Genomic DNA, 21,877 nt, shown 5'->3' on the forward strand with positions numbered 1-21,877 from the left:
CTGGACCGGCCTCTTAAATGCGAATGTGTTTTCTGCAAAAAAATAACCGGCGCATAAGCGTCGGTTATAGATTCATTTTGCAGGGCGCATATTCTGCACCAGACGGAGGCAGGATGACAAGAGGTTAAGGCCTTCAGTGACAATTTCTTTGCTTGTGGGTGGTTTGCGTCATCTTAGTGGCTCTCCCGTCAGGCGTTTTTCAGCATCCAGTCAATTTCCGTTGACGTAATCAGGCGCTCGAAGTGCATTAGTTCATGGTGTTTGCAGCTGTGCCAGACAAACCCAAAGCGCTCACCCAGCAACTTTTGCAGCGGAGTGCTTTGTTCAAACTCATACAACGCGTCGCTCTGGCGGATTGGCAACGGATTGCCGTCGGCTTCGTGACCATTTCCGGTGATCGCCGGCGGTAATGGCAGCTGATTATCAATACCGTGCAGCATACCGGCCAGAATCGCCGCCATTACCAGATAGGGATTGGCGTCCGCCCCGGCAACACGGTATTCAATACGGTGGCTATCGATATCTCCGCAGGGAATACGCAGCGCAACGGTGCGATTGTTATGGCCCCAGGAAGCCTGCAACGGCACAAAGGCATCGGGCAGAAAACGGCGATAGGCATTGACGTTCGGCGCTAACAGCGCCATTGAGGCGGGCATCAGGTCGATCATTCCGGCCAGCGCACGCTTCAATAGCGGCGAGTTGCTGCCGTCATCGCAGGCGAAGGCATTATGATCGGCGGCATCCAGCACGCTGATATGCACATGCATCCCGCTGCCGGCGTATTCCTCATAAGGCTTGGCCATAAAGGTGGCGGTCATACCGTGGTTTTCAGCCACCTGGCGCACCAGGCGTTTCAGCTGAACCGCATGATCGCAGGCACTGAGCACATTGCGCGTATGATGAAGATTGATCTCGAACTGGCCTGGAGAGGCTTCGGCCAGCGCGCCATCGGCGGGGATCCCCTGCTGTTTTGCAATCGTATCGATTTCGCTTAACACCTCGGAGAAGTGATCGAGGTTATCAACTGAGTACACCTGGCTTTGCATATTCCGCTCGTCGCTGCCCGGCGCGCACGGTGGCTGAATAAAGCCTTCCGCATCACGCTTTTTGTCGACCAGATAGAACTCCAGCTCTACCGCTACCACAGGAAACAGACCTCGATTACGCAACTGTTGCCAGAGGTGATTGAGAACGTTCCGGGGTTCAACGTCAAAGGGAGTACCATCTTGATTGCGCATGGTCAGAAGCACCTGCGCCAGATGTTGAGGATCGGCAGCTGAGGGGATTAACGTGCCTTCTACGGGAATACAAATGTTGTCCGGTTCACCGAGTGCCTGACCCAGACCGGCTTCTTCTACGGTGTTGCCGAGGATGTCCATCGCGAAAACGGAAGCGGGGAAGTAACAGCCTTTCTCGAGTTTGGTCAGATTAGCGAAGGGGATCCGCTTACCGCGAAAGACACCGTTGAGATCGTTGAGAAGAATATCGACGTACTGCGTTTCAGGGTGGCGTTCCAGATAAGCATGCACTTCATTCTGGAACGCGCTGGTTCGTTTCTGTTCACTGTGTCTCGTGAAGTCTTCTACTTCGACAATATTTGTCATAGTCCTGCCCGCCTTTGTCTGGTTAGTGTTGAGCGTTGCTCAAAATAACAGCCACATTTCTAACATAGCGCCAACACAAAAAGTGTGCAAATGTTACATTCAAGTTTATTTTGCCGCCAAATCAGTTTGAATATTGTGCAGTCGGTTGCTAGATTGAAAATATATTGTACAAATTTGCGGCTAACGCGCCTTTTCCGGTAGATATATTGAACAGCTTCGCGAGGGGAAAGATGGGCATTATATTTAACAAGCCATTGATTGGCGTAGTGATGTGCCAGATTGACAAGGGCGGTCATCCCACCCAGATGGTGCATAACAAATATCTCGAAGCCGTACTGCAGGCGGGCGGAGTTCCGCTGGCTTTACCGCAGGGATTGATGTCTTCTCCCGATCTATTAGAAATTGCTATGGCTCCGCTGTCTGGCCTGCTGCTGACCGGCAGCCCAAGCAATATCGAACCTCACCACTATGGCGAATCCGGCACCGAAGATTATGCCGATCCGGGTCGCGACCAGCTGGCCTTTGCCTTAATTAACGCGGCAACGACTCAACGCCTGCCGGTTCTGGCTATCTGTCGTGGATTGCAGGAACTGGTGGTGGCGACCGGTGGCAGCCTGCACCGCCAGCTGCATACGGTTCCAGGCTTCCAGGAACATCGGGAAGATGAAGCCTTAACGCTGGACGAACAATATGCGCCGGCACATGAAGTTTACGTTGAGCCGGACGGCCTGCTTTCCCCACTGGTGGAAGGCTGCGAGAAGTTCTGGGTCAATTCGCTACATCAACAGGGGATCAGCACCTTGGGTGCCCCACTGCGCATCGAGGCGCGTGCCGCCGATGGCCTGATTGAGGCCGTCAGCCTGCGTGACCATCCTTTTGCTCTTGCGGTGCAATGGCATCCGGAATGGCAAAGCGAGACGTCGACGTTATCCCGCCTGTTGTTCGATGGATTTATTCACGCCTGCCAACGGCATCAGGAGGAAAAAAGGTTATGAGCGAAGCCACTGTGGCACCGGGACGACGTCTATCGGAAATCCGCCAACAGATGGGAATGTCACAACGGCGCGTCGCCGAACTCTCCGGCCTGACGCATAGCGCCATCAGTACGATCGAACAGGACAAAGTCAGCCCTGCGGTCAGCACGCTGCAGAAGTTATTAAAGGTATACGGTCTGTCCCTTTCCGAATTTTTCTCCGAACCGGTAAAGGATGAGGCACCGAAAGTGGTGATTGATGCCCATGAGCTGATCGATATTGGCAGTCAGGGCGTGTCATTAAAGTTAATCCACAATGGCAACCCGGAACGCACGCTGGGCATGCTGTTGGAAACGTACGAGCCCGGTGCCACCACCGGCGAGAAAATCCGTCATCAGGGAGAAGAGACCGGCACGCTGCTGGAAGGGCAAATTGTCCTGACCATCAGTGGCCAGAGCTATTCGCTGCACGCCGGGCAGAGCTACGTCATTAATACCGGCCTGCCCCACAGTTTTACCAATTCATTCGCACAGCCTTGTCGGATTGTCAGTGCGCATACCCCAGCGACGTTCTGAGCCGGGAACTTAATCAGAAAAGGAGGGAGTTATGGACCATGTGAAGAGTTACTATGCCGCAACGGCCAATCCTCACGCTCCCTGGCCACAGCTTGAAAACAGTATTCAGTGTGATGTTTGTGTGATTGGCGGCGGCTTTACCGGGCTGTCTTCCGCCCTGTTCCTCACCGAGGCCGGTTATGACGTGGTGTTGCTGGAAGCGGCTAAAGTTGGATTTGGCGCCAGCGGGCGCAATGGCGGCCAGGTAGTGAATTCTTACAGCCGCGACGTGGACGTTATTGAACAACGTTACGGCAAAGAGAGTGCCCGCTTGCTGGGCAGCATGATGTTTGAAGGCGCCAGCGTGGTCCGCGATCGCATCAAGCGTTATGATATTGCCTGCGACTATCGCCAGGGCGGAATATTCGCTGCGTTGAATAAACGTCAGCTGCACCATCTGCAGGATCAGCACAAACGTTGGAAACAGTACGGTAATAATGCATTACAGATGCTGGATGAAACCGGTATCCGCCGGGAAATTGCCAGCGAGCGCTACGTCGGTGGTTTGCTGGATAACAACGGTGGCCATATTCATCCGCTGAATCTGGCACTGGGTGAAGCTGAAGCTATTCGGAATCACGGCGGCCGCATTTATGAAGAGTCCGAAGTGATCTCGGTGGACTACGGCAATCCCCATCAGATCAAAACCGCTAAAGGCCAGGTCACTGCTAAATTCGTAATTTTTGCCGGAAATGCCTACCTGGCCCCGCATCTTGAGCCCCGATTAACGCGTTTGAGCATTCCCTGCGGTTCCCAGATTGTGGCCACCGAACCTCTTTCCGCTGATAAGGCGCTGGCGCTATTGCCCAATAATCGCTGCGTGGAAGACTGTAACTATCTGCTGGATTACTATCGGCTGACTGCCGATAACCGTTTGTTATACGGTGGCGGCGTGGTTTATGGCGCACGCGAACCGGACGATATTGATGCGTTGATCCGGCCTAAGTTACTGAAGACCTTCCCACAACTGGCGGGGATTAAGTTTGATTACCGCTGGAGCGGAAATTTCCTGCTGACGCTTTCCCGCATGCCGCAGGTCGGTCGTCTGGATAACGGCGTGTTCTATATTCAGGGCGACAGCGGACATGGCGTCACCTTTACGCATCTGGCAGGGAAACTGGTAAGTGAAGCGCTGTGCGGCCAGCCACAGCGCTTTGATGCCTTTGCCAAACTCCCCCATCTGCCCTTCCCCGGCGGCCATCGCTTCCGCGTGCCGCTAACGGCGATTGGCGCGGCCTGGTACTCGCTGAGGGATCGGTTGGGGGTTTAATACTATCAATTAACTAAGCCCGTCCACTGGTTAAGATACTGTTTGATACCCTTGCCAGGAGGACAGCGTGGTGGCAAGATCGGCCTCTTTATTTTTAGGGTGCAGTAATGCTTAAGCTATTCGCCAGATATGCCTCTGTTGGCGTTCTAAACACCCTTATCCACTGGGCCGTATTCACTGCGCTGTATGCTCACGGTTCAAGTCAGTCGCTGTCTAATTTCACCGCCTTTTGCGTGGCCGTCACCTTCTCATTTTTCGTAAATGCTAAGTGGACATTCAATCAAGAAGCCACCACGACACGTTATCTTCTTTACGTGGTCTTTATGGGGGCCATGGCGGGTGCGATTGGCTGGTCAGCAGATAAAATGCATATCCCTGCACTTATTACGTTAATTGCTTTCTCGGCAATCAGTCTGATTTGTGGCTTTGCCTACTCAAAACTGTTCATATTCAGGGATAAGCGATGAAAATTTCTTTAATTGTTCCAGTATATAATGAAGAGGAAGCCATTCCTTTATTCTATTCGGCTGTTCGCGGTTATGCAGTATTAGAACAATATGACGTTGAGATTGTTTTTATCAACGATGGAAGTCGTGACAGAACGGAATCCGTTTTAGCTGAAATTGAGTCTGATGACCCGCTGGTTAAAAACCTTTCTTTTACGCGAAACTTTGGTAAGGAACCCGCCTTATTTGCCGGGCTTGAGGCTGCAACGGGCGATGCCATCATTCCAATTGATGTCGATCTGCAGGATCCCATCGAGGTAATCCCTGCGCTCATTGAGCAGTGGCTGATTGGCGCAGAAATTGTGCTGGCAAAAAGAATTGACAGAAGCTCTGATGGCCATATAAAGCGGAAAACCGCGGAGTGGTTCTACAAGTTGCATAATAAAATCAGCTCACCAAAAATTGAATCAAACGTTGGTGATTTTCGATTAATGTCTCGTAATGTAGTTGAAAATATCAAGCAACTTTAGGAAAGAAATCTCTTTATGAAGGGAATTCTAAGCTGGGTCGGCGGACAGACTGCGGTTGTTGAGTATGTTCGCGCCAACCGTGTAGCTGGTGACAGCAAATTTAATGGCTGGAAGTTATGGAACCTGGCTCTTGAAGGGATTACTTCTTTTTCGACATTTCCCCTAAGAATCTGGACTTATCTTGGATTGTTTGTCGCTGGATTATCGTTCCTCTATGCGGGTTGGATGATCATAGATAAAATCATCTGGGGAAACCCAGTAGCTGGCTACCCTTCATTGTTGGTCTCAATCCTGTTTCTGGGTGGGATTCAGTTGGTTGGCATTGGTGTCCTTGGTGAATACATTGGTAGAATATACACTGAGACTAAACGCAGACCAAGGTTCATACTCAAGAAGAAATAGTACTATTTACTTATTTGAAGTAATAAATTTAATTAGCAGATGCATTTATCTATTGTATTTATAGTAATATTTATCAGACGCTATTCCAAGTCAAGGTTAATGAATTTTTTCAAAGTACGAGATAATCACAGCAGCATATGGAAATCCACATCCGTAAATAAATTTCAAGACTCATTTAATCGATAGTAGTGGAATTCTTGCCTGATAGCTTTCATGTGGAAGACTCTTTTATTTTTTGGGTTAATATCATATGTAGTGCCGGGATGATTTTTCTGCATACGTGCCTAAGTGGCCGCAACTTTTGCGGACCACTTAGGCTACAGATGTAGATTTTTATTCATCAGAGGACACAGAAAGGGTTAATTCTCCGCATCGCAGTAATTGCCAGTCTATTTTAACTCAGGGATTCGCTGTCATTTTATAACTTTCTAAAATCATGTTTTTTCCTTCAGCAAAGGCTTTACGCTTGTCTTCAGGAAGAGCAAACTCAGGATACACATTCTGCTGATCACTAATAAAATAGCTGTCGCCATATGCTTCCATGTTTGTTTTAGTAAGACAATTACTCTCAAACAATGAGCATCCTAAAAAGAAGTTTTCACCCTTTTTGTAGCGCAGTATATTCATAATTGTTGGTGCAAGATTAATTGTATTAGAACCTCTTGCATTTATTTTTGTTGGTACCACCCCTCCCCAATAAATAAGAAGTGGTATTTTGTCAATAAAATAACGTTTCGGTGTTTCAATAAAATCAGTAAACTCAGGAGCAGGAAAGGATGCATGATCCGTAGTAAATATTAATACGGTATTCTTATCCATTCCACTTTCATGGAAATAATCCATAAACCGTCCAAATTGAGCATCAATGTTATGAAATCTGTTCAAAACATTGCTTCTTCCATCTTGATATTTAATATCTGGACTGTCGATGGTTAAATGTGTGCCAAAATTGTAAAGCCCAATAAAGAAGGGACTTTTTAGTTGGTTGACGTTTTTTTTCAGGAAGTCTATTAGTTCACGATCGGTCATTGGTGACTGGAGATTCCCCTTAGCATCGGGATTATCTGCACGAGTGAACACCTTGTCAAACCCTAAAGTTTCAAGAGAAGTGTTAAGATTAGCCCCCTGATAATGCGGACTAATAAAATAACTGCGGTAGCCTTTACCCCTGAGTATATTTGGAAGAGTAGAGAATTTTACTAATGAATTTTCAATCAATTCATTCTTAGAAATCTGGTCGTAACCCTTATTTTGAGAATCACTCCCTCCTCTATACTGATAACTTGAAGATAATTGACCTCTTAAACCTCTAAATGTTGCAGCAGTATGGTTATAATAATTGGTTACCATTATTGATTTTTCAGATAGGGTATCTAAATTCGGTGTTAAGTCACCGTATTTCCCTCCATAGGAATCGATAATATTGGCAGACATGCCCTCTATGAAAAAGACTATAACATTTGGCCTCTTAGGCGCGTTAGAAAGGAGATGTGTAAAATTAGAATCATCTCCATAATACTCATTCTTTTTGAACCTGTTTAGTGCATTGTCTTTCTCGACTTGACTGACAGAGTCTTTTTTTGACTTATTGACCATATGATGGTACTTAAAATAAGTAATTATCGCCGAAGACAGTGGGGAGCGATACTTGTAGTCAATCTTATTAACGGAGGCGGAATTGAAAACAATTAAAGCATAACTTAAAAAAACCACTACATAAGCTATTAAACTTTTTTTACTTAAAGTGTATAGGTGTGCTGGAATAAATGTAAATAATACAAAAAATATAATAAAAGGTATAAACTCCTGGTAAGGCATAGTAATAAAACTTGCTGAGTCAGCGTTCCATAATGCCAACTCGGAAACATAATCCCCTGAAGTGAAAACGAACTGAACCTGTAGTAAAACTGGAAGCATTAAAACATAACAAATAAAACCAAATAAAGCGAAAGGAATTCGCAAATAAGTTAAAACAAGCGACGCAAATAAATACACCGCTATCAATTCAAATACAGTTGGAAAAATATATTCTTGTAGGCCATTTGTATAGAATGAGAAAGAAGAATAGCATAACAGCAATACCCATGGTAAAAGAAAAACATTTTTCTTTAAAAAATTTAACTGCACTGTAATATCCCCGTAATAAAGTTGTGATTTTCTTTGAATTTTACCACGAGTCGGAGATAAAAACCATTTCTAAGCAATGCGTTAAGCTAACATGTCTGTCCAATTCTGCAGTTTGACATGTTAGCTTATTAAGACAAATAAGCATTCTTTCCAAAAACGATTATTTACTGATTTAGTAACCTATAAATAGCTACTTCAGCGGCATCTTCGCCGGATCCGGATAGCTATATTCAAACCCTAACTCGCTGCAGATTTTACTGCCGTCGATCAACTTACCAGCGTCTCCGCCTTCTTGCTGGCGGAAGGTCGGTGGCGTCAGGCCAAGCTGCCTTGCCACGGCGGGATAGAACACGTTACGGGCAGGATGCTTCGGCGCGCTCAGGTTATAGATGTGGCCACCCTTCGGCGTTTTCAGCAGTAAAGAAATCGCTGCAACCACATCTTCAAGATGCACCAGATTGACGCCATGGCTACCATCGGTCAGATCGGTTTTCCCTGCCAGGAAGCGGCCCGGATGACGTTCCGGCCCCACCAGCCCGGACAAACGCAGGATATCGACCGAGGTATTCGGCAAATGATGCAGCCAGTCCTCTAACTCCTTCAGCGTTTTACCGGCTACCGTCTGTGGCTCAAGCGGCGAACTTTCTTTCATCACCCCGGAACCGCTGCCATAGACAGAGGTTGAGCTGGTGAAAATGATTCGCGGAATCGATCGGGCCAGCGCGCTATCGACAATTTGCTGCACCGCTAACAGATAGTTTTCGCCGCCTTCGGCTGTCCGACTGGCTGGCAAGGTGATCACCAGCGCATCCACGCTCAGCAGCGCGTCTAAATCATCGGGATCGCAGATAAGTTCGGGCGTCAGCTCCAGTAAATAGCTTTCAATGCCGCACATCCGCGCAGCTTCAACCCCATCCAGCGTGGTTTTACTGCCGGTAACCTGCCAGCCGTGAGCGGTGAGCGACAGCCCCAACGGCATCCCCAACCAACCCAGACCAATAATGGCAACTTTTTTCATCCTCTGACTCCTGTAGTGAGGCCTGCTCAATACCCTAAACCTACGCCAGCCGAGTGTCAGTGACAATGCACAGATGATGAGAGAATCTTTCATCATTGACAAAAAAGGGTTGCGCCTCGCTATCTCCTGCGTTAGGTTATTTGTCACGAAATGAATATCCATTCATCCAAGAGAATTTTATGACACGCGTTCAGTTCAACCACCATCATCACCATCACCCTGACTAGTCTTTCAGGCGATGTGTGCTGGAAGACGAGTAGGATCTTCCAGTGGTGCAGAACGCAAGAGAAGCCCCCGGAAGATCACCTTCCGGGGGCTTTTTTTTGGGCCATGCCCTGGCCAGGATGGACGAACTGCCAATAATCTCAGGTCGAAGCAGACAGGAAATAAGGAAAGGTACCGATGTTAGATAACACCCGTTTACGCATAGCTATGCAGAAATCAGGCCGTTTAAGCGATGATTCACGCGAATTGCTCTCCCGCTGCGGCATCAAAATCAATCTGCAGCAGCAGCGTCTGATTGCCTTCGCCGAGAACATGCCGATCGATATTCTGCGTGTCCGTGATGACGATATTCCGGGCCTGGTCATGGATGGCGTAGTTGACCTTGGTATCATTGGCGAGAACGTGCTGGAAGAAGAGCTGCTGAACCGTCGTGCTCAGGGCGAAGACCCGCGTTATTTCACCCTACGTCGTCTGGATTTCGGCGGTTGCCGTCTGTCACTGGCGATGTCCGTTGATGATGAATATACCGGTCCGCAGTGTTTACAAAACTCCCGTATCGCCACCTCTTATCCGCACCTGCTGAAGCAATATCTGGACAAACAGGGCGTGGCGTTCAAATCCTGCCTGCTGAATGGTTCAGTCGAAGTGGCCCCGCGTGCCGGTCTGGCGGATGCCATTTGTGACCTGGTGTCTACCGGCGCCACGCTGGAAGCCAACGGCCTGCGTGAAGTTGAAGTGATTTACCGTTCTAAAGCCTGTCTGATCCAGCGTGACGGCGAAATGCCAGGCGCCAAGCAGGAACTGATCGACAAACTGATGACCCGTATCCAGGGCGTTATTCAGGCCCGCGAATCCAAATACATCATGCTGCACGCGCCAAGCGAAAAGCTGGAAGATATTATCTCCCTGCTGCCGGGTGCCGAGCGCCCTACCGTATTGCCACTGGCGGGCGACAAGAGCCGCGTCGCTATGCATATGGTCAGCAGCGAAACCCTGTTTTGGGAAACGATGGAAAAGCTGAAAGCGCTGGGCGCCAGCTCCATTCTGGTATTGCCAATTGAGAAGATGATGGAGTAACCGATGGCAAACTTCGCGACCCCCATCGACTGGCAGACTTGTGATGACGCGCAGCAACACGCGCTTCTGACTCGCCCGGCGATTTCAGCATCAGAGAATATCAGCCTTACCGTGCGCGGCATCCTGGATAGGGTCAAAGCGGAAGGCGACGCGGCACTGCGTTTCTACAGCGCGGCTTTCGATAAGACCCAGGTTGATGCATTGCGTGTCACCGCAGAGGAAATTGACGCGGCCGCCGCCCGTCTGGGTGATGACATAAAGCAGGCGATGGCCATGGCCGTAGGCAACATTGAAATCTTCCACGTGGCGCAAACCTTGCCACCGGTTGATATCGAAACGCAGCCAGGCGTACGCTGCCAGCAGATCACCCGTCCGGTGGCCTCGGTGGGTCTGTATATTCCGGGCGGCACCGCCCCGCTGTTCTCGACCGTATTGATGCTGGCCACCCCGGCCCGCATCGCCGGATGCCAGCGCGTGGTGCTGTGTTCGCCGCCGCCGATTGCCGACGAAATCCTCTATGCCGCCAAACTCTGTGGTGTGAAGGAAGTGTTCCAGGTTGGCGGCGCGCAGGCAATTGCCGCGCTGGCGCTGGGCACGGAATCGGTGCCGAAAGTCGACAAGATTTTTGGACCGGGTAACGCGTATGTGACCGAGGCGAAGCGCCAGGTCAGCCAGCGCCTTGATGGGGCCGCGATTGATATGCCCGCCGGACCTTCTGAAGTGCTGGTCATTGCCGATGCGGAAGCGACGCCGGCGTTTGTCGCTTCCGACCTGCTTTCCCAGGCTGAACACGGTCCGGACTCTCAGGTTATTTTACTGACGCCGTCATTACAGATGGCGCAAGAAGTGGCTGCAGCGATAGAAACTCAGCTGGCCGAATTGCCACGCGCAGAAACTGCACGGAAGGCGCTGGAAAGCAGCCGTCTGATTGTCACCAGGGATCTGCAGCAGTGCATTGAAATCAGCAACCGCTATGGGCCGGAGCACCTGATTATCCAGACGCGTCAGGCGCGTGATTGGGTAGACAGCATCACCAGCGCTGGGTCGGTTTTCCTGGGTGACTGGTCACCGGAATCTGCCGGCGACTATGCGTCCGGCACCAACCACGTGCTGCCGACCTACGGTTATACCGCAACCTGTTCAAGCCTCGGTCTGGCGGATTTCCAGAAGCGTATGACCGTGCAGGAGCTGACGCCGCAAGGCTTTTTGAACCTCGCACCGACCATCGAGATTCTGGCAGCCGCCGAACAGCTCACCGCACACAAAAATGCCGTCACCCTGCGCGTTGCCGCGCTTAAGGAGAAGCCATGAGCACTAAGATTGAAGAGTTGGCGAGGGCTAACGTCCGCGCCCTCACGCCTTATCAGTCTGCCCGCCGTCTGGGTGGCAACGGTGATGTCTGGCTGAACGCCAATGAATATCCGCTGGCCGTGCCCTTTGAGCTGTCGCAGCAAACCCTCAACCGTTACCCGGAATGTCAGCCTGCGCTGGTGATTGAGCGTTATGCCGCTTACGCCGGTCTGACCAAAGAGCAGGTTCTGGTTAGCCGGGGTGCCGATGAGGGTATCGAACTGCTGATCCGCGCATTCTGTGAACCGGGTAAAGATGCGGTGCTGTTCTGCCCACCGACTTACGGCATGTACAGCGTCAGCGCTGAAACCATCGGCGTGGAATATCGCACCGTGGAAGCCGGTGAGGGTTGGCAACTGAACCTTCCAGCCATTGCTGAACAACTGGATGGCGTGAAGCTGGTCTACATTTGCAGCCCGAACAACCCGACCGGTAATCTGGTTAATCCTGACGATATTCGTCAGCTACTGGAAATGACGCGTGGCAAAGCACTGGTGGTTGCGGATGAAGCTTACATCGAATTCTGCCCGCAGGCGTCGTTGACCGGCTGGCTGCAAGCCTATCCCCATCTGGTGATCCTGCGGACGCTGTCGAAAGCCTTTGCGCTGGCGGGATTACGCTGTGGCTTCACCCTGGCGAATGCTGAGGTGATTGCCCTGTTGATGAAGGTTATCGCACCCTATCCTCTCTCCACGCCGGTCGCCGACATTGCAGCCCAGGCGCTGAGCGACCATGGCATTGCAATAATGAAATCCCACGTCAGCGAGTTGGTTGCCACCCGTGAACAGCTGATTGCCGCCTTGCAGCAATGTGACTGCGTGGAGCAGGTGTTCCCAAGCGAGACAAACTACGTTCTGGCGCGCTTTACCGCCTCCAGCCAGGTCTTTAAAACGCTGTGGGATCAAGGCATTATTCTGCGTGACCAGAACAAACAGCCGGGGCTGTCGGGATGCCTGCGCATCTCCGTCGGCACCCGTGAAGAGTGTAACCGCGCCATTTTGGCGTTGAAAACCTTACCCGGCGCGTCCGATACCAGGGAGCAAGCATGAGCCAGAAAGTCCTTTTTATCGATCGTGACGGCACGATCATCTCCGAGCCGCCGACCGACTTCCAGGTGGATCGCATGGACAAGCTGGCCTTTGAGCCAGACGTGATCCCGGTGCTGCTGTCACTGCAGAAAGCCGGCTTTAAACTGGTGATGATCACCAATCAGGATGGCCTGGGCAGCGACAGCTTCCCGCAGGCTGATTTCGATGGCCCGCACAACCTGATGATGCAAATCCTTTCCTCACAGGGTGTGCAGTTTGATGATGTGCTGATTTGCCCGCATCTGCCTGCTGACAACTGCGACTGCCGCAAGCCGAAAACCAAAATGGTTGAAAGCTGGCTGGCCGCTGGCGTGCTGGATACCGCCAACAGCTACGTGATTGGTGACCGCGCGACGGACGTGCAGCTGGCCAGCAACATGGGCATTACCGGCCTGCTCTACTCGCGCAACGACCTTAACTGGCTGGCGATTGAACAGCAGCTGACCAAACGCGATCGTCATGCGCTGGTGAAGCGTAATACTAAAGAAACGCAGATCAGCGTTGAAGTCTGGCTGGATCGTGAAGGCAACAGCAAGTTCAACACCGGCGTCGGCTTCTTTGACCATATGCTCGATCAGATTGCCACCCACGGCGGTTTCCGGATGAACATCGATGTGAAGGGTGACCTGTATATCGACGATCACCACACCGTGGAAGACACCGGCCTGGCGCTGGGCGAAGCCTTACTGAAAGCGCTGGGTGACAAACGTGGCATCGGCCGCTTTGGCTTTGTGCTGCCAATGGACGAATGCCTGGCACGCTGCGCGCTGGATATCTCCGGCCGCCCGCACCTCGAATATAAAGCCGAGTTCAGCTATCAGCGCGTAGGCGACCTGAGCACCGAGATGGTTGAACACTTCTTCAGCTCGCTCTCTTACACCATGGCGAGCACCCTGCACCTGAAAACCAAGGGCAAAAACGACCATCACCGCGTTGAAAGCCTGTTCAAAGCCTTTGGCCGTACGCTGCGTCAGGCCATTCGCGTTGAGGGCAACACGCTGCCCAGCTCGAAAGGAGTGCTGTAATGAACGTGGTGATCCTGGATACAGGCTGCGCCAACCTCTCATCGGTAAAGTGGGCCGTGCAACGTCTGGGCTACGATCCGATCGTGAGCCGTGATGCCGATACGGTGTTACAGGCAGATAAACTGCTGCTGCCAGGCGTGGGTACCGCGCAGGCGGCGATGGATCAGCTGCGCGAGCGTGAGCTTATTCAGCTGATCAAAGCCTGTACTCAACCGGTGTTGGGCATCTGTCTTGGCATGCAGCTATTGGGTTCTGAAAGCGATGAAAGCGGCGGCGTGAAAACCCTCGGCATCATCGAGCAACCGGTTTTGAAGATGGTCGACCTGGGTCTCCCGCTGCCGCATATGGGCTGGAACCAGATCACCTCACAGGCGGGTAATCACCTGTTCCGCGGCATTCCTGATGGATCCTACTTCTACTTCGTGCACAGCTATGCCATGCCGGTAAACGAGTACACCATCGCCCAATGCAGCTACGGTGAAGCCTTTACCGCTGCGGTGCAGAAAGATAACTTCTTCGGCGTGCAGTTCCACCCGGAGCGTTCCGGTGCCGCTGGCGCGCAGCTGCTGAAAAACTTCCTGGAGATGTAACGGGCATGATTATCCCCGCGTTAGATTTAATAGAAGGCAAAGTGGTCCGTCTGCATCAGGGCGACTATGGCCAGCAGCGTGATTACGGCAGCGATCCGCTGCCACGTTTACAGGATTATGAAGCTCAGGGCGCGGAAGTGCTGCACCTGGTGGATTTAACCGGTGCCAAAGATCCGGCGGCGCGCCAGATCCCGCTGCTGACCACGTTGCTCGCAGGCGTTAATGTGCCGGTGCAGGTGGGTGGCGGTATCCGCACCCGTGACGATGTGGAAGCGCTGCTGAACGCCGGTGCCACCCGCGTGGTGGTCGGATCAACGGCGGTAAAAGATCCTGAAGAAGTGAAAAGCTGGTTTAAGCAGTACGGCCCGGATGCCATTGTGCTGGCACTGGACGTGCGTATTGATGCCAACAACCGCAAGGAAGTGGCGATCAGCGGCTGGCAGGAAGCCGCCGGCGTGACGCTGGAAGAAGTGATTGAGCAGTTCCTGCCGGTCGGCCTGAAGCATGTGCTGTGCACCGATATCTCCCGCGATGGCACGCTCAGCGGTTCCAATGTTGAGCTGTATCGCGAAGTGTCCGCCCGCTTCCCAAACATCGCCTTCCAGTCCTCGGGTGGCATTGGTTCGCTGGATGACGTTGCGGCGCTGAACGGCTGCGGTGCAAAAGGCGTGATCGTCGGTCGCGCCCTGTTGGAAGGTAAATTCACCGTTGCGGAGGCAATCTCATGCTGGCAAAAAGGATAATACCCTGTCTGGACGTCCGCGACGGTCAGGTAGTGAAAGGCGTACAGTTCCGTAATCACGAAATTATTGGCGACATCGTGCCACTGGCCCAGCGTTATGCCCAGGAAGGCGCGGATGAACTGGTGTTTTACGACATCACCGCTTCGTCAGATGGCCGCGTCGTCGATAAAAGCTGGGTTTCCCGCGTGGCTGAAGTGATCGATATCCCCTTCTGCGTCGCGGGCGGGATCAAGTCGGCGGAAGATGCCGCCCAGATCCTGTCATTTGGTGCCGATAAGATTTCAATCAACTCGCCGGCGCTGGCCGATCCCGAGCTGATCACCCGCCTTGCCGACCGGTTTGGCGTGCAGTGCATCGTGGTTGGCATTGATACCTGGTACGACAGCGAAACCGGCAAGTATCACGTCAATCAATATACCGGCGATGAAAGCCGTACCAAGGTTACCACCTGGGAAACGCTGGACTGGGTGCAGGAAGTGCAGAAGCGTGGCGCGGGCGAAATCGTGCTGAATATGATGAATCAGGACGGCGTGCGCAACGGCTACGACCTGATCCAACTGCAGAAGATGCGTGAGGTTTGCAAGGTGCCGCTGATTGCCTCTGGCGGCGCGGGCACCATGGAACACTTCCACGAAGCCTTCCGGGATGCCGATGTCGACGGTGCGCTGGCCGCTTCCGTCTTCCATAAGCAGATTATTAATATCGGGGAACTGAAAGCGTTCCTGATTGAAAAAGGTGTGGAGATCCGCGCGTGTTAACAGAACAACAGCTGGCCCAGCTAGATTGGGTAAAAACTGACGGCATGATGCCGGCCATCGTCCAACACGCGGTGTCGGGTGAAGTGCTGATGCATGGCTACATGAATCAGGAAGCGCTGGCTAAGACGCTGGAAATTGGCAAAGTGACCCTGTGGTCGCGCACCAAACAGCGTCTGTGGACCAAAGGCGAGACCTCTGAAAACTTCCTCAACGTGGTCAGCATCACACCGGATTGTGATAACGACACCTTGCTGATTCTGGCGAACCCGATTGGCCCCACCTGCCATCTGGGTACCTCGAGCTGCTTCTCTCCGGCCGCCCCTGACTGGACGTTCCTCTACCAGTTGGAGCAACTGCTGGCTGAACGTAAGCACGCGGATCCAAAAAGCTCTTATACCGCCAGCCTGTACGCCAGCGGCACCAAGCGTATCGCGCAGAAAGTGGGTGAGGAAGGTGTGGAAACCGCACTGGCGGCGACCGTTAACGATCGCCATGAACTGACTAACGAAGCCTCCGATTTAATCTATCACCTGCTGGTCCTTCTGCAGGATCAGGATTTGAATCTGAGCACCATCATCAACAACCTGCGTGAACGTCACAAGTAGTTCTCAGCACTGTTGCTAAGGCCGGGAAACCGGCTTTTTTTTACAATTAAAAATTCACACCACCGGCAGCAGCAGTTACTCTGAATGCTTGTGTAAAGTTATTGAGATGTAATAAATAATGGCTAAAGCTTTGATGTCTTCTGTGCTGCGTAAGGCAGCGATTGCCTCGTTGATGGCAGGCTGCGCTTTTGGCGCTCAGGCCAAAATCGACCGGGTTCGCTTCGCGGTGGACCCAACCTATCCTCCTTTTGAGTCCAAAACCCCGCAGGGCAAACTGGTCGGTTTTGATATCGATTTGGGTAACGCACTCTGTACTCAGATGCAGGCGAAATGCGTATGGGTGGAAAGCCAGTTCGACGGCATGATCCCGGCCCTGAAAGCGCGTAAATTCGATGCCATTCTGTCGGACATGGGCGTTACCGAAGAACGCCTCAAGCAGATCGACTTTACCGAGCCGATGTATGACACCAAAACCCAGCTGATTGCCCGCAAAGGCTCCGGTCTGCTGCCAACCCCGGAATCGCTGAAAGGCAAAACCGTCGGCGTTGAACAGGGTACCGTGCAGGAGCGCTATGCGCTGGCGAAATGGCAGCCGGCTGGGGTGAACGTCGTTCCTTACGGCGATCAGGCTCAGGTTGAGAGCGATCTGGTTTCCGGCCGCCTTGATGCGGTGTTTACCGATGCGGCACAGGCGGCTATCGGCTTCCTGAAGCATCCTCAGGGCAAAGATTTCGAACTGGCCGGCCCGATTGTGCAGGATCCGATTATCGGCCCTGGCACCGCGATTGGCCTGCGTAAAGGCGATGCAGAGCTGAAAACCGCGCTGGACAACGCTTTCGCGGAAATCAAGAAAAACGGCACCTTTGATAAGATTCAGAAGCAGTATTTCGCGACCGATATCTCCATTCAAAAATAGTGTCTGAGTCGCGTCTGCGGGCGCGACACTCTTCCCCCTTTCAAGTGATCTGACCATGCAACAACGCCATCATCCCCTGCTCAGCGCCTCGCTGGGAACGCAACGCGAAATCATCAGCTGTCACTTTGGCGAACCTTCTCCTCGTCAGGTCTATATTCAGGCGGGCTTACACGGCGATGAACTGCCTGGCGTAGCCGTTGCCTGGTATTTGAAGCAAAAGCTGAAGACCTTAGAGTCTGAAGGACGCCTGGCCGCCGCTATCACCCTGGTTCCGGTTGCCAACCCGATTGCGTTGGGTCAGCACTGGCACGGTACGCATTTAGGGCGATTCGAAACTGCCTCCGGGCAGGATTTCAATCGGCAGTTCCCCGCGTTGGGCCCGGCGCTGGCGGAACGGCTGGCTGGCAAATTGACCCAGGATGCTGAGTCTAATCGTGAACTGATTCGCGCAGCGATTAACGACTACTTTGACGGCGCAACGGTGGTGACAGAGCTGACGTCGCAACGCCACACGTTGATGAGAATGGCCTGTCAGGCCGATCTGATGATTGATATTCACTGCGACTGGGAAGCGGTCACGCATCTCTACACAATGCCGCACGCGTGGCAGGCGATTGAGCCGCTGGCGCGATACATTGGCAGCGATGTGCAGCTTATTGCCGACATCTCCGGCGGTGAACCGTTTGATGAAGCCTGCTGTGAACCCTGGCTGTATTTGCAGCGTAAATTTGGCGACAGCTTCCCAATGCCGCAGCCGCTGCTGCCGGTGACGCTTGAGTTGCGTGGCGTAAGAGATGTCAGCCATGCGCAGGCAGAAACAGATGCCGACGCCATTATCAATGCTTTGATTCACGCGGGTTACATCATTGGTGAAGCGCCTCCCCTACCAGAATTGCATAATGAAGCCGTACCGCTGGCGGGTTGTGAATACATCACCACGCCGCATTCAGGGGTGATCCTGCATCGCCGCGAGATTGGTGAGTGGATTGAAGCTGGAGAAGTCGTCGCCGACATTCTGGACCCGTTAACCGACAGGCTGACGCCATTGGTGGCTGAACACGGTGGATTGCTGTATGCGAGGCACTGGGTAAGGTTTGCAACGGCGGGAATGTTGGTGACGAGGCTTGCCGGGAAAGACGCGATTCGTGACGGGGATTTGCTGGTTCCGTGAGTGTGCATGAAACAAAAAAAAGGCTTCCCGAAGGAAGCCTTTTTTAATAGCGGAGGATGTTATTCCATCCACTCGGTGTGGAACACACCTTCTTTATCGGTACGCTTGTAGGTGTGTGCGCCGAAGTAGTCACGCTGCGCCTGAATCAGGTTCGCTGGCAGTACCGCTGAACGGTAGCTGTCGTAGTAAGCGATAGCAGCTGAGAAGGTTGGTGTCGGGATACCGTTCTGTACAGCGTACGCCACAACATCGCGCAGCGCCTGCTGGTATTCATCAGCGATGTTTTTGAAGTACGGCGCCAGCAGCAGGTTAGCAATGTTGGAATCGTCTGCGTAAGCATCGGTAATCTTCTGCAGGAACTGAGCACGGATGATGCAACCAGCGCGGAAGATTTTAGCAATCTCGCCGTAATGCAGATCCCATTTGTTTTCGTCAGAAGCGGCTTTCAGCTGAGAGAAGCCCTGAGCGTAAGAAACGATTTTACCCAGGTACAGAGCGCGGCGAACTTTCTCAACGAACTCGGCTTTATCACCAGAGATAGTCTGCACGGTTGGACCGCTCAGTACTTTGGACGCTGCAACACGCTGCGTTTTCAGCGAGGACAGGTAACGCGCAAACACCGACTCGGTGATCAGTGACAGTGGCTCGCCCAGGTCCAGAGAGCTCTGGCTGGTCCACTTACCGGTACCTTTGTTCGCTGCTTCATCCAGAATCACATCAACCAGGTATTTACCGTCTTCATCTTTTTTGGTGAAGATGTCTTTGGTGATGTCGATCAGGTAGCTGCTCAGCTCGCCTTCATTCCACTCGCTGAAGGTTTTCGCCAGGTCATCATTGCTCAGGTTCAGGGCATTTTTCAGCAGGGAGTAAGCTTCTGCAATCAGCTGCATGTCGCCGTACTCGATACCGTTGTGCACCATTTTGACATAGTGACCCGCGCCATCCGGACCCATGTAGGCTACACAAGCTTCGCCTTCTGCACGCGCAGCAATCTCATTCAGGATTGGGGCAACCAGCTCGTAAGCTTCTTTCTGGCCGCCAGGCATGATGGATGGGCCCTTCAGTGCGCCCTCTTCACCACCGGAAACACCGGTACCGATGAAGTTGAAGCCCTGGTCAGACAGTTCGCGGTTACGGCGAATGGTGTCTTTATAGAAGGTGTTACCACCGTCGATCAGGATATCGCCCTTATCAAGGTGCGGAGTCAGAGAGGCGATAGTCCTGTCAGTCGCTTCGCCTGCCTGAACCATCAGCAGGATACGACGTGGCTTCTCAAGGGAATCAACAAACTCTTCGATGGTGTAGTAAGGCGCCAGTTTTTTGCCTTCGTTCTCTGCGATGACTTCTTCTGTCTTCTCGCGTGAACGGTTAAAGATGGACACGGTATAACCGCGGCTCTCGATGTTGAGAGCCAGGTTGCGGCCCATTACTGCCATACCTACAACGCCGATCTGTTGCTTGGACATTACATACTCCTGTCTTGGGATAACGTAGGCTGTTAGCTTGTATGCGGAACATATTAACTGATGTTAGGTGATTGAGGGTAGCAATAGGTGTTATAGGTTTAAAAAGCTTTAATTATTTTTTTGTATCCCCCCAAAGATAGTGTGTTAAAACAATTTCCAACCGTTTTTATTAAAAAACTTAATCATTGAGCTGGTAAATAATGAGATATGTTTCAAACCTTTTCTTGAAGCATTACCACCATGGTGAACAACTTCAACAGTAGGAACATAGGCTATCTTTGTGAGCTTAGCAGCACGGTAACTAAGATCGGTGTCTTCAAAATAAAGGAAATAACGCGGATCAAAACCCTTCAAATCCAGTAGTACGCTATTACGAAATAACATGAAACAACCACTAACAATGGGAGGTTGCCAAAATACCTTGTCGTCAGAAATTTCGTCCACCATGCTATATTTTCGAAGACGTGATTTTAAGAATTTCCTTACGAAGTTAGGCGCAAAACCCCGTACTAATAATGTGAAAGCATCTGGGTAATTTTTGCACAGGTATTGCTGCTCACCATTTCGCCACCTAGCCAGGGGAGTGACAAGACCACAATCATGATGCAACGACATAAATTCGATGGCATTGACTAAAGAATACTCAGAAAGGATTATATCCGGGTTAAGAATGAGGTGATAATCAGCATTTTCTGTAAGAGTAAGGTTATGCGCTTTTCCATAACCAATATTAGCACCGGTTATAATAACCTGACAAAATGAATATTTTTCTTCGATCTGGATGTGATGAGTATTCTTTGTTTTAAAACCATTCTCGACAATAATCACTTCTAACTTAGTATTTGAGATATTTTTAGCTGATAATACAATGGACTCTAATAAGCGGTCAATATCATCATCAATATAAAAAGTAACTACAGAAATACGAAGGCAAGTCCGTAAATCTTGAAATGAAGAGTCGTCATTCAATGAAGTTTCTTTCATTTTAATACGTACTTTCCCGATTTATTAGAAAAACCATGAAAAATGCCATAAAGAATCGCTTTGAAAACTTTGATGCGTCCCGGTGACAACATTAACAATAATGTTAACTTAGCTGCTAATTTAAATGCATCAACAAGTTTCCAGCTTTTAGAAATATATGGCCGCTTATAAAGTAGAAGTGCATTCCGGACCATGTAATAATACCTTTGAGGAGAATGCACAGCAATTTTACGCCTTAACACATTTAAATGAGCATCACCTAAGGTATGAAACATACGGGCTGAGAAAAGCCCATAGGATCGAAATCCCATAGAGCGTGCACGTAATGCCCATTCGATATCGACATAATCAATAAATAATGATTCATCCATGAAGCCCACTCTGGATAGATGCTGGATGGGAATGAGTGAACCAGATGCAATGAGATGATCGACCTCAACGAGATTTGGGCTATCACTGGATGACATTTTGACAATTTTGAGTCGTTCCAGACGTATGAAACGAGACCGGGTTTTATGTTCATCATCAATAAAGTTAGGACCAATTGCAGCCGCATCAGGAAGTTCATTGAGAGCTTCCAACAATTTATAAACCATATTACTTTCTGGTAAGCTATCCTGGTCCATAAGAAGAACATATTGGAAATTCTGCTGAATGGCGATTTCAATACCCCGATTTTGTGCATAAGCAATACCGAAGTTATTTTCAAGTTTCATCAGCGTAACTCGAGTGCCATACTCACGCAGTCCTATACTTAAATCTTCACTATTTACCGAACCATTATCAATAACTAATACATCTACATTCTCATCCAGAAGTCGATCTACTTGTCGGCAGACCTGGCTTACCAAGGGTTTCCATGTAACGGTTATGGCTAATATTTTCCCATTCACT

The 21,877-nt window shown here is 51.0% G+C and carries 21 protein-coding genes, 1 pseudogene and 1 other annotated feature; of the genes and pseudogenes, 16 read left to right on the forward strand and 6 right to left on the reverse strand.

All coding sequences use genetic code 11. The annotated features are described in order from the left end of the window. Positions 1-188: 188 nt before the first annotated feature. On the reverse strand, positions 189-1,604 hold the full coding sequence (locus EBC_RS16230; RefSeq protein WP_013202917.1) for a glutamine synthetase family protein: 1,416 nt from the start codon (positions 1,602-1,604) through the stop codon (positions 189-191). A gap of 230 nt (positions 1,605-1,834) precedes the next feature. Between EBC_RS16230 and puuD the strand changes: the two genes are divergently transcribed. The 5 genes and pseudogenes from puuD (at position 1,835) to EBC_RS16255 (ending at position 5,840) form a co-directional block, all read left to right on the forward strand. Continuing rightward, positions 1,835-2,599, forward strand: coding sequence for a gamma-glutamyl-gamma-aminobutyrate hydrolase (gene puuD / locus EBC_RS16235; RefSeq protein ID WP_013202918.1), 765 nt, complete (start codon positions 1,835-1,837; stop codon positions 2,597-2,599). Then, the gene (gene puuR / locus EBC_RS16240; RefSeq protein ID WP_013202919.1) at positions 2,596-3,153 is read left to right on the forward strand and encodes an HTH-type transcriptional regulator PuuR; all 558 of its coding nucleotides are present in this window, start codon (positions 2,596-2,598) and stop codon (positions 3,151-3,153) included. The genes puuD and puuR overlap by 4 nt, the downstream gene beginning before the upstream one ends. 31 nt (positions 3,154-3,184) lie before the next feature. Next, positions 3,185-4,462, forward strand: a complete 1,278-nt coding sequence (locus EBC_RS16245) for an NAD(P)/FAD-dependent oxidoreductase (protein WP_013202920.1) — start codon at positions 3,185-3,187, stop codon at positions 4,460-4,462. A 107-nt stretch (positions 4,463-4,569) separates the two neighbouring features. After that, on the forward strand, positions 4,570-4,929 hold the full coding sequence (locus tag EBC_RS16250; protein WP_013202921.1) for a GtrA family protein: 360 nt from the start codon (positions 4,570-4,572) through the stop codon (positions 4,927-4,929). Continuing rightward, positions 4,926-5,840: pseudogene (locus EBC_RS16255) on the forward strand (glycosyltransferase family 2 protein). The gene EBC_RS16250 and the pseudogene EBC_RS16255 overlap by 4 nt, the downstream one beginning before the upstream one ends. 399 nt (positions 5,841-6,239) lie before the next feature. Here the strand turns inward: EBC_RS16255 and EBC_RS16260 are convergent. Beyond that, positions 6,240-7,967, reverse strand: a complete 1,728-nt coding sequence (locus EBC_RS16260; RefSeq protein WP_013202923.1) for an LTA synthase family protein — start codon at positions 7,965-7,967, stop codon at positions 6,240-6,242. A gap of 190 nt (positions 7,968-8,157) precedes the next feature. Beyond that, positions 8,158-8,985, reverse strand: a complete 828-nt coding sequence (locus tag EBC_RS16265; RefSeq protein WP_013202924.1) for an SDR family oxidoreductase — start codon at positions 8,983-8,985, stop codon at positions 8,158-8,160. 179 nt (positions 8,986-9,164) lie between these two features. Here EBC_RS16265 and hisL point away from each other — a divergent pair, with 179 nt between their 5' ends. The 11 genes from hisL to EBC_RS16315 all read left to right on the forward strand — a co-directional run bounded on the left by hisL (position 9,165) and on the right by EBC_RS16315 (position 18,533). Continuing rightward, positions 9,165-9,212, forward strand: coding sequence for a his operon leader peptide (hisL, locus tag EBC_RS25810; RefSeq protein WP_100396937.1), 48 nt, complete (start codon positions 9,165-9,167; stop codon positions 9,210-9,212). Next, positions 9,188-9,310 (forward strand) — a sequence feature (His leader region). Its footprint overlaps the gene before it by 25 nt. Before the next feature lie 77 nt (positions 9,311-9,387). After that, positions 9,388-10,287, forward strand: coding sequence for an ATP phosphoribosyltransferase (gene hisG, locus EBC_RS16270; RefSeq protein ID WP_013202925.1), 900 nt, complete (start codon positions 9,388-9,390; stop codon positions 10,285-10,287). A 3-nt stretch (positions 10,288-10,290) separates the two neighbouring features. Next, a complete protein-coding gene (hisD, locus tag EBC_RS16275; protein ID WP_013202926.1) occupies positions 10,291-11,598 on the forward strand; it encodes a histidinol dehydrogenase in 1,308 nt (435 codons plus the stop codon). After that, positions 11,595-12,686 carry a histidinol-phosphate transaminase gene (gene hisC / locus EBC_RS16280; protein WP_013202927.1) on the forward strand — a complete coding sequence of 364 codons (1,092 nt, stop codon included), beginning with the start codon at positions 11,595-11,597 and terminating at the stop codon, positions 12,684-12,686. The genes hisD and hisC overlap by 4 nt, the downstream gene beginning before the upstream one ends. Next, on the forward strand, positions 12,683-13,750 hold the full coding sequence (gene hisB, locus EBC_RS16285) for a bifunctional histidinol-phosphatase/imidazoleglycerol-phosphate dehydratase HisB (protein ID WP_013202928.1): 1,068 nt from the start codon (positions 12,683-12,685) through the stop codon (positions 13,748-13,750). The genes hisC and hisB overlap by 4 nt, the downstream gene beginning before the upstream one ends. After that, positions 13,750-14,340, forward strand: a complete 591-nt coding sequence (gene hisH, locus EBC_RS16290; protein WP_013202929.1) for an imidazole glycerol phosphate synthase subunit HisH — start codon at positions 13,750-13,752, stop codon at positions 14,338-14,340. Before hisB ends, hisH begins: the two co-directional genes overlap by 1 nt. 5 nt (positions 14,341-14,345) lie before the next feature. Beyond that, positions 14,346-15,083, forward strand: coding sequence for a 1-(5-phosphoribosyl)-5-[(5-phosphoribosylamino)methylideneamino]imidazole-4-carboxamide isomerase (gene hisA / locus EBC_RS16295; protein WP_013202930.1), 738 nt, complete (start codon positions 14,346-14,348; stop codon positions 15,081-15,083). Continuing rightward, positions 15,065-15,841, forward strand: a complete 777-nt coding sequence (gene hisF, locus EBC_RS16300) for an imidazole glycerol phosphate synthase subunit HisF (RefSeq protein ID WP_041692061.1) — start codon at positions 15,065-15,067, stop codon at positions 15,839-15,841. Before hisA ends, hisF begins: the two co-directional genes overlap by 19 nt. After that, positions 15,835-16,446, forward strand: coding sequence for a bifunctional phosphoribosyl-AMP cyclohydrolase/phosphoribosyl-ATP diphosphatase HisIE (gene hisIE / locus EBC_RS16305; RefSeq protein ID WP_013202932.1), 612 nt, complete (start codon positions 15,835-15,837; stop codon positions 16,444-16,446). The genes hisF and hisIE overlap by 7 nt, the downstream gene beginning before the upstream one ends. 118 nt (positions 16,447-16,564) lie before the next feature. Beyond that, complete coding sequence (locus EBC_RS16310) at positions 16,565-17,362, forward strand: ABC transporter substrate-binding protein (protein WP_013202933.1); 798 nt, start codon at positions 16,565-16,567, stop codon at positions 17,360-17,362. A gap of 55 nt (positions 17,363-17,417) precedes the next feature. Next, entirely contained in the window at positions 17,418-18,533 is a 1,116-nt protein-coding gene (locus EBC_RS16315; RefSeq protein WP_013202934.1) for a succinylglutamate desuccinylase/aspartoacylase family protein, read from the forward strand. Positions 18,534-18,592: 59 nt separating this feature from the next. Here the strand turns inward: EBC_RS16315 and gndA are convergent, their stop codons facing one another. The 3 genes from gndA to EBC_RS16330 all read right to left on the reverse strand — a co-directional run bounded on the left by gndA (position 18,593) and on the right by EBC_RS16330 (position 21,876). Then, complete coding sequence (gene gndA, locus EBC_RS16320; RefSeq protein WP_013202935.1) at positions 18,593-19,999, reverse strand: NADP-dependent phosphogluconate dehydrogenase; 1,407 nt, start codon at positions 19,997-19,999, stop codon at positions 18,593-18,595. A gap of 144 nt (positions 20,000-20,143) precedes the next feature. Beyond that, positions 20,144-20,983 (reverse strand): glycosyltransferase, encoded by an 840-nt coding sequence (locus tag EBC_RS16325; RefSeq protein WP_013202936.1) that lies wholly within the window; start codon positions 20,981-20,983, stop codon positions 20,144-20,146. Beyond that, positions 20,980-21,876: a glycosyltransferase family 2 protein gene (locus EBC_RS16330; protein WP_013202937.1), complete on the reverse strand. Its 897-nt coding sequence runs from the start codon at positions 21,874-21,876 to the stop codon at positions 20,980-20,982. The genes EBC_RS16325 and EBC_RS16330 overlap by 4 nt, the downstream gene beginning before the upstream one ends. Between the last annotated feature and the right edge of the window lies 1 nt (position 21,877).

It is taken from the genome of Erwinia billingiae Eb661 (genome assembly GCF_000196615.1).
GTDB lineage: Bacteria > Pseudomonadota > Gammaproteobacteria > Enterobacterales > Enterobacteriaceae > Erwinia > Erwinia billingiae.

Coding starts and splice junctions, on each gene's coding strand:
- EBC_RS16230 (WP_013202917.1), bottom strand. CDS start 1,604: ATGACAAATATTGTCGAAGTAGAAGACTTCACGAGACACAGTGAACAG.
- puuD (WP_013202918.1), top strand. CDS start 1,835: ATGGGCATTATATTTAACAAGCCATTGATTGGCGTAGTGATGTGCCAG.
- puuR (WP_013202919.1), top strand. CDS start 2,596: ATGAGCGAAGCCACTGTGGCACCGGGACGACGTCTATCGGAAATCCGC.
- EBC_RS16245 (WP_013202920.1), top strand. CDS start 3,185: ATGGACCATGTGAAGAGTTACTATGCCGCAACGGCCAATCCTCACGCT.
- EBC_RS16250 (WP_013202921.1), top strand. CDS start 4,570: ATGCTTAAGCTATTCGCCAGATATGCCTCTGTTGGCGTTCTAAACACC.
- EBC_RS16265 (WP_013202924.1), bottom strand. CDS start 8,985: ATGAAAAAAGTTGCCATTATTGGTCTGGGTTGGTTGGGGATGCCGTTG.
- hisG (WP_013202925.1), top strand. CDS start 9,388: ATGTTAGATAACACCCGTTTACGCATAGCTATGCAGAAATCAGGCCGT.
- hisD (WP_013202926.1), top strand. CDS start 10,291: ATGGCAAACTTCGCGACCCCCATCGACTGGCAGACTTGTGATGACGCG.
- hisC (WP_013202927.1), top strand. CDS start 11,595: ATGAGCACTAAGATTGAAGAGTTGGCGAGGGCTAACGTCCGCGCCCTC.
- hisB (WP_013202928.1), top strand. CDS start 12,683: ATGAGCCAGAAAGTCCTTTTTATCGATCGTGACGGCACGATCATCTCC.
- hisH (WP_013202929.1), top strand. CDS start 13,750: ATGAACGTGGTGATCCTGGATACAGGCTGCGCCAACCTCTCATCGGTA.
- hisA (WP_013202930.1), top strand. CDS start 14,346: ATGATTATCCCCGCGTTAGATTTAATAGAAGGCAAAGTGGTCCGTCTG.
- hisF (WP_041692061.1), top strand. CDS start 15,065: ATGCTGGCAAAAAGGATAATACCCTGTCTGGACGTCCGCGACGGTCAG.
- EBC_RS16310 (WP_013202933.1), top strand. CDS start 16,565: ATGGCTAAAGCTTTGATGTCTTCTGTGCTGCGTAAGGCAGCGATTGCC.
- EBC_RS16315 (WP_013202934.1), top strand. CDS start 17,418: ATGCAACAACGCCATCATCCCCTGCTCAGCGCCTCGCTGGGAACGCAA.
- gndA (WP_013202935.1), bottom strand. CDS start 19,999: ATGTCCAAGCAACAGATCGGCGTTGTAGGTATGGCAGTAATGGGCCGC.
- EBC_RS16325 (WP_013202936.1), bottom strand. CDS start 20,983: ATGAAAGAAACTTCATTGAATGACGACTCTTCATTTCAAGATTTACGG.